Source organism: uncultured Empedobacter sp. (assembly GCF_937930195.1).
GTDB classification, from domain to species: domain Bacteria; phylum Bacteroidota; class Bacteroidia; order Flavobacteriales; family Weeksellaceae; genus Empedobacter; species Empedobacter stercoris.
On the sequence record NZ_CALGVK010000011.1, the window covers coordinates 1 to 7,091 of the forward strand.

Sequence of the window (7,091 nt, forward strand, 5' to 3'; positions counted from 1 at the left end):
TACTATCCTTTGTAAATTGATACAACGATCCGTTAGCATTTTCTACTTCAAGATAAAATGAATGTTGATCCTTTGGCTTTACTCTTACATCTACGTTTGCAACTTGTTGATGCAATGTATCAATATGCACATGGAATGGTGCATCTAATTTATAAATATTAGATTTTTTTAATCTGCCTTCTTCTGTGTAAAAAATATAGGATTCTGCCTTCTTAACAACTTTTTCATTATGAATACGAGATGTTAAAGTATAAGATAATCCGTCAATTTTGTTGGCATTACCTCCCCAAATGAAGTTAATCGAATTAGATGCCAAAGAATTATTCGCCGAACTATTATCCTTGATTTTAAACGTTGTATTGGCCGAATAAATTTTATTCAGTTTCCAGTTATTTAAATAATAAGCAACTGCTAAAGCAATCAGCATTGATATTATATATAATGGCCACTCATTAAGTAACCTGGGTATAAGCCTTTCTACATCAATAAAGTCAGATTGTTTTTTCTTACTTTTTTGATTATTCGTTGTGTTCGCCATTCTTAAATTTTATCAAAAAATAAATAAACTCCTAAAATAGTTGCAATAGCTCCCATCACTGTTGTAACGACGCTCAGTGGGTTTAGACCAACTCCCCAAACTTTTTCTTTACGTGGATTAACAACAATAATATCATTATTCTGAATCCAATAATACTCTGAATTCATAATAGATTCTTTTGTCAAGTCCACATAAACCTGCTTAGTTCCATCCAAATCTGTTCTGATTATACGAACATTTTTCAGGTCTGCATATATATTATTAGATCCTGTTTTAGCGAAAGCTTCTAAAATGGTTAAATCTCTTTTATTTGCCCGAAATGTCCCTTGACTAACTTCACCCACTATAGTATATTCTATACCTGCTAAATTTACATCTATAAAAGTTCCTTTCTCATCATAAATTTTATAAAATTCATCTTGAATTATCTTACGAACCTGTTCTATAGTAAACCCTTCTACATGTATATTCCCAATTCGAGGTAATTCTATGTTTCCATCTTTTCTGACTAATACACCTGAATTCTCTCCTTGAACAAAAGTTTGATTTCCTGAAGAAATAAAATCACTTAGAATCCCCATAGATTCTTTAGAAGCACTTGAAACATTGATTAAAATGCGATCCCCTTTTTGAATATAGTATTCAGGTTTATCGAAAGCGATTTTCCCTTTAGCATCAAGTTTTAAATTTTGATCTGGTTGAATTAATTGAACATCTTTAAGTGATATACATGAAAATAAATTCATGATGATCAATAAAATAGCGGTTTTGGTTAAAGTTGATTTTAAGTAAAGCATTTTTTATAATGATATGTTTTTATTATTTTTTAATACTACAATATATCTTAGAGAGATAACAAAACTTATTGATAAAACAATAAAAACCAAAAATAGTTTATTAATTTCAATATTTCTAAAATAATACCCAACGATTATAAAAAAAATGTTAATTAATACTAAAATGATCGACGTTTGCAAATGATTGTAACCTAATTTTAGAAATTGATGATGCAAATGGTTTTTATCTGGTGCAAATGGACTTCTTTTTCTGAGTAATCGAACAGTAAAAACATAAGAAGTATCTACAATAGGAATCACAAAGATAAACAGTAGAAGTACTGGTCCAGTCTTTAAGCCAAGATTGGAGGTTTCGCTAATGTAAAGAAATCGAATCGCCATAAAGGTTAAAATAAAACCTATGACCATCGATCCTGTATCCCCCATAAATATTCTAAATTTTTTGGAAAGATTGTATCGTGCAAAACCTATTAAAACAGCGAGTGTACTAATGGCAAGTATACCTATGCCATAATCAAAAATTCGATAAAAAATATACACAAAACATAGACTAATTACGCCTCCAACTCCTGCTGCAAGTCCATCAATTCCATCAATAAGATTGAAAGCATTAATCAAAACAATGAATATAAAAATCGTTAACAAGACCCCTACAGCGTATGGTATTCTATAAATTCCAAAAAGTCCTGAAAATGAATTAATCATAATTCCTGAACCAAAAATAATTAAAATTGTACTTATTACTTGTCCGTATAGTTTTTTATCTGGTGCTACAACTAATAGATCGTCCATTAATCCTATAAAAAACAAGATGGTAATAGCCGATAGAAAAAAGGAATAATTAACACCTAAATCTGTTGCGAAAATAGAAGTCGAAACCACAATACCAAAGTACAATGCGACACCTCCCAAGGTAGGAACTTTATTCGTATGCGAACTACGCTCTCCTGGCACATCCATTAATTGTTTTCTATAAGAGATTCTAATTATTTTAGGGATAGAAATCAAAGTGATAGTCAATGCAAAAAAAAATGCACCCAAAATATTGATGTAAATTGGAGAAATATCCAGTGTATATAAATAGTCTAATAATTTAAAGTTTTCCATATTTTTTTAATCCATTCAATGCCCAAAAAAAAGTGTAATAAGAAGATTTAAAAAAATTCATTTTTAAATATTTTCTATAGACATCGTATTGTTTTTTTGCTATTTTAAATTTATCCCTCGAAACAGAATTATCTCTAATTCGATAAATAGCTAAGGGTTCTTCAATTGCTCTTGCGTAATTTATTTTAGCTAACAAATCAATCCACATCGCATGATCTTCTCTTAATTCTACATCAGGAACAGTAATTTTCCCTATCGTTTTGGAGTCATAAACAGATGTTAACATCGGAATTGGACAGTTGTATAAAATTCGATTACTATCAATTTTATCAATCGCAATAAAATCCTCTAACAAGGGTTGCAAATTTTCATCTACTCGTTTATAACTTGTGTAAACTAATTGCTCATCATTTGATTGTAAATAATCGATCGTTTTTTCTAAAAAATCTGGTAACCACAAATCATCGCTATCGATGAACGTGATGTACCTTCCATTTGCTTTGGTAAGTGCTATATTTCTTGCTTTTGCAGCACCTTGATTAACTGTTTGACTACTTAAATAAATTCGATGATCTTGAAACGATTTTATAATTTCAACCGAACGGTCAGTTGAACAATCATCAACAATAAGCCATTCCCAATTAGAATAAGTCTGTGCCTTTATTGATTGATAAGTTTCCGCTATATACTTTTCCGAATTATAGCAAGGCGTTACAATAGATACTAATTCCATTTCCATAATCCGTACACGGCCTCTTTATTAAAAATAGTTCGATAATTTCCAAAATTTGATTTATGTCCTTGCTTTACTTGGAACCAAAAAATCAACAAGACAGTGTATGATACAAAACTTAAATATATAAAGTTTCGTTTAAATTTATCTCCGTCAAAAACATACACCAATCTCCCTACCGTTAAACCTAAAAAAACTAAATAAAAACCTGGTAATCGAATACCAAAAATTCCTTTCCCTAAGAAGAAATAAAGTAGTACACCAAAAACAAATAAGTTTCGGAAATAACAATACAATTTATCGTGAACAGCATATTTATTATAAATGATAATGGATAGAATAGAAATAATTTTTACAAAATCTCCTATAGCCACCCCATCGCCTTGTGCGTATAACTCACTTTCGTAACCTTCGAATTTTTCTTGCCCAATAGGCATAAAGTTCATGATAACCTCTATGATTGAATTTAATCCAGTATAAAACCCTATAATTGAAAATAAAACGATCCAACCTATAAATTTTTCGTCAAATTTCATTGGAGCAATCCAATAGGCAAGTACAAAAACAATAATAGATTCATGAAATTGATAACCTACCGCAATGCAAATTAAAAATTTGACTAAATTTCGATCAATCACATAGCGTATTGAATATATTGCAATTGCATTGGCTAAACCCTGACGAATATGCACATGCTCCTCAAACATAAAGTTTGGCATGGCATAGATAAATAGAACAAGGAAAGGAAAACCACCATATTTGTAAAAAGTTATTGATTTTAAAATTAAGGAAGTTGATGCCACAAGCAAAGTGAGCATTCCAAAATCAAAGCCAAAATCTACCAATAGCTTATTTAGACCAAGGAAGCCTTTTTCCATACCTGCCATGTAAGCAAATCGATCAAATTCTGGCCAAGATACATCTAATAACATATTAAACGTATTAAAATAAGCAATCCAGTCAGGGCTTAAACCATAACCAAAACCAGCTGTTAGTGACATTATCACAACAATTAACACATACAATTGTTTACTGACTTTTTTATCAGAAAACTCTAATATTGATGCGATAAGCAGAAAAGAAAATATGAATAAATAAATTAAACTCACTTCAAATTATAATTTAATTAACAGTTGAAGGTTCATAAGTGACAAATAATAATACATTCTTTTTTTCAATGGTAATGAATTTAAGTAATTCTCTTCAAAACGATTATAATTTTTAAGCTCTTTCTTTGTTAAGTGATTCTCTTTCAGAAAATCACTTAAAGCTTCAATCATTCTACTTTTCAAGGTTTTATCTTTTACATAGGCCACATAGGCTAAATACGAATAATACCCCTGAATGATTTGAAAACGTTTTAGCTCGGTTGCAAATGTATTGTATTTACTTTTATAAAAATAATTTGTCACCTCATTTACAGCAACAAACATATCCAAACCTTTCGCCGTATGGGTCTTTGTAATAGAATCTTGGCGTTCAAAATACTTATAAAAAGGTTGATTAATTTTAGAAATAACTGTAGCATCTAAAACTAATTTCGGTATCAATTCGATGTCTTCAAAGTGAATTCCTTTTCTAAAACGATGCTTGTTAAACAATGATCTTCTGAAAATTTTATTACAAGCAAAACAACTCATTTCACCTAAAATAGTCAGATCATTCTCCAAAATAATCTTTTCTGGTAATTGTGGAGACTGTGGTAAATCACGAAACTCAGTTCCAAATTCATCTACTTTTACCAAATCACAAAAAACAATTTCTGACCGATGTTGCACACTCAAATCAACCATTTTTTCGAACATCGTTCTATCAATGTAATCATCCGAATCTATAAACGCCAAATAATCACCTGTCGCATGGTCGATACCTGCATTTCTCGCATCGCTTAACCCTCCATTCTCTTTCAGAATAGAAACAATTCTTGCATCAATCTGTTTGTACTGATCGATAATTGATTGCGAATGATCTTTCGAACCATCATTTACTACAATCACCTCAAGTTCTTTATAGGTTTGATTCAAAATAGAATCTAAACACTTCGAAAGATATTTTTCGGTATTATAAACAGGAACAATAACTGATAGTTTAGGTGGATTATTCATTATAGTTGATTAAAAATAGCTTCGTATTGTTTTATAATTATTTGTTTACTAAATCGAGAAAAGATACTTTCTACAAGCTGTTCTTTTGGATGGTGATGTGTTAAAACTTCTTTTATTTTTTGCGCAAAACCTTTGGTATTATCTATTGGAAAAATTTCCCCATTGATTCCTTCTTGAATAATTTCATTGATTCCTCCAGGCGCATTATTTGCCAAACTATAGGTTCCGCACGCACCTGCTTCCAATAATACATTCGGAAAACCTTCGTAACGGGATGAAAGAACAAACAAATCAGCATGCTTTAAATACACAAACGGATTCGGAACATTTCCTTGAAACCTCACATTCGCTAATTTCAACTCGTCCTTTTGTTTAATCAACCCATCTTTAAAGGCACCATCACCAAGAATAGTTAACTGTATTTTTTCATGTTTCAATTCATTCATCACATCGAGTAACAAATCAAATCCTTTTCGCGGAGACAAATTACCTATCGCCACAATATTTTTATAGCTCGTGTCAAACCCAACACTCACCTCTTCTTCTTTTAATCGGTTAATTAAATCAAAATCAACTGGATTGTTAATTTTAACAATCTTATGTTCCGAAATATTAAAATTCTGAATCAAATCGTTTTTCATATCATCACTTTGCGCAATGATTTGATGAAAATTAGGATAAAAACGATAGAAAAATAGAATTTCTTTTCGCGTAACATGTTTTGAAACGACATTTGTTTCACGCGTTATAAATTTCGTTTTTGGAAACAATGGAATTAAGGGTGATAAAAAAGCAGAAATTTCACCCCAACCTGTAAAAACAATTTCGGGTTTTATTTTTTTGATTAATGGAACAATCTTAAAAATAGAATATCGAATACGAGAGATATTCAATTCGATGATTTCAACATCCTTTTTTAAATGATTCAAATAATAACCTTCCTTTTTGAAAAGCACTAATTTTGGCGAAAACTTTGTTCGATCCAGTTCGTTACACAACGTTGTAATGACACGTTCTGCTCCACCTTGATTAAGGTCTGGTAATATAAAAAGTATCGTTTTCAACTATTAATCCTCTATTCTATTGTTAATATATCCATCAGTCGCTTTTTCATTCGGCACAATTTGCATAGGATTTCCCATCACGACCGAATTATCAGGTACATCCTGCGTTACATAACTATTAGGTGCAATCAATACATTATTTCCAATCGTAATACCTCCAACAATAACTGCATTTGTTCCGACCCAAACATCGTTTTTTAACGTAGGATAACCTTTTGACTTTCCTCTATTTGTCTGCCCTAAGGTAACACCATGTGCAATATTGCAATTTTTACCAATCTTTGCTTTTGGGTTTACAACAACTGTTCCCCAATGCCCTAAATTAAGACCAGCTCCAATTTCTGTTTTTGCTGAAATTTGATAACCGTATTTGATTGAATAGCGACGAAGCAATAAACGATAAAAAATGCCAAAAGGATGTTTGGATGAATATTGTTGGGCTTTTCTTAAACAATAAATAAATCGAAAACCAGGGCTCATAAAGCCTTTCAGAAAAGGCGAATTGGTCCAATACCCAAAATTTCTATAAAAATCTTTCTGAATAATTGTTTTCATTTAATTTAAATATTTTTCGATTGAATGTACGGCATTATCTAATTGAAATGGCAATGATTTTGATGCAATAATTTGTTGATAGTTATCTGCAATTTCAGGATGTTGAATAAAATACTTCATTCCCTCATAAATTGCTTCCTCTTCATTTTTGATGATATAACCTAACTCACCGTCATTCAACATTTCTCTAAC

The 7,091-nt window shown here is 30.8% G+C and carries 7 protein-coding genes and 2 pseudogenes; all 9 read right to left on the reverse strand.

Features of this window, described 5'->3' with window-relative positions; genetic code table 11:
• Positions 1-538 (reverse strand): annotated as a pseudogene (locus Q0616_RS00510) (capsular biosynthesis protein); the annotation flags it as partial.
• A gap of 2 nt (positions 539-540) precedes the next feature.
• A complete protein-coding gene (locus tag Q0616_RS00515; protein WP_260541047.1) occupies positions 541-1,284 on the reverse strand; it encodes a polysaccharide biosynthesis/export family protein in 744 nt (247 codons plus the stop codon).
• Between the two features lie 54 nt (positions 1,285-1,338).
• A complete protein-coding gene (locus Q0616_RS00520; protein ID WP_298774052.1) occupies positions 1,339-2,442 on the reverse strand; it encodes a glycosyltransferase family 4 protein in 1,104 nt (367 codons plus the stop codon).
• A complete protein-coding gene (locus tag Q0616_RS00525) occupies positions 2,429-3,175 on the reverse strand; it encodes a glycosyltransferase family 2 protein (protein WP_298774054.1) in 747 nt (248 codons plus the stop codon). The genes Q0616_RS00520 and Q0616_RS00525 overlap by 14 nt, the downstream gene beginning before the upstream one ends.
• The gene (locus Q0616_RS00530) at positions 3,166-4,284 is read right to left on the reverse strand and encodes an EpsG family protein (RefSeq protein WP_298774056.1); all 1,119 of its coding nucleotides are present in this window, start codon (positions 4,282-4,284) and stop codon (positions 3,166-3,168) included. Before Q0616_RS00530 ends, Q0616_RS00525 begins: the two co-directional genes overlap by 10 nt.
• Positions 4,285-4,290: 6 nt before the next feature.
• On the reverse strand, positions 4,291-5,280 hold the full coding sequence (locus tag Q0616_RS00535; protein WP_298774058.1) for a glycosyltransferase: 990 nt from the start codon (positions 5,278-5,280) through the stop codon (positions 4,291-4,293).
• The gene (locus tag Q0616_RS00540) at positions 5,280-6,344 is read right to left on the reverse strand and encodes a glycosyltransferase (protein WP_298774061.1); all 1,065 of its coding nucleotides are present in this window, start codon (positions 6,342-6,344) and stop codon (positions 5,280-5,282) included. Before Q0616_RS00540 ends, Q0616_RS00535 begins: the two co-directional genes overlap by 1 nt.
• 3 nt (positions 6,345-6,347) lie before the next feature.
• Complete coding sequence (locus Q0616_RS00545; protein WP_260541059.1) at positions 6,348-6,899, reverse strand: serine O-acetyltransferase; 552 nt, start codon at positions 6,897-6,899, stop codon at positions 6,348-6,350.
• Positions 6,900-7,091, reverse strand: a pseudogene (locus tag Q0616_RS00550) (glycosyltransferase); the annotation flags it as partial. It lies immediately after the preceding gene.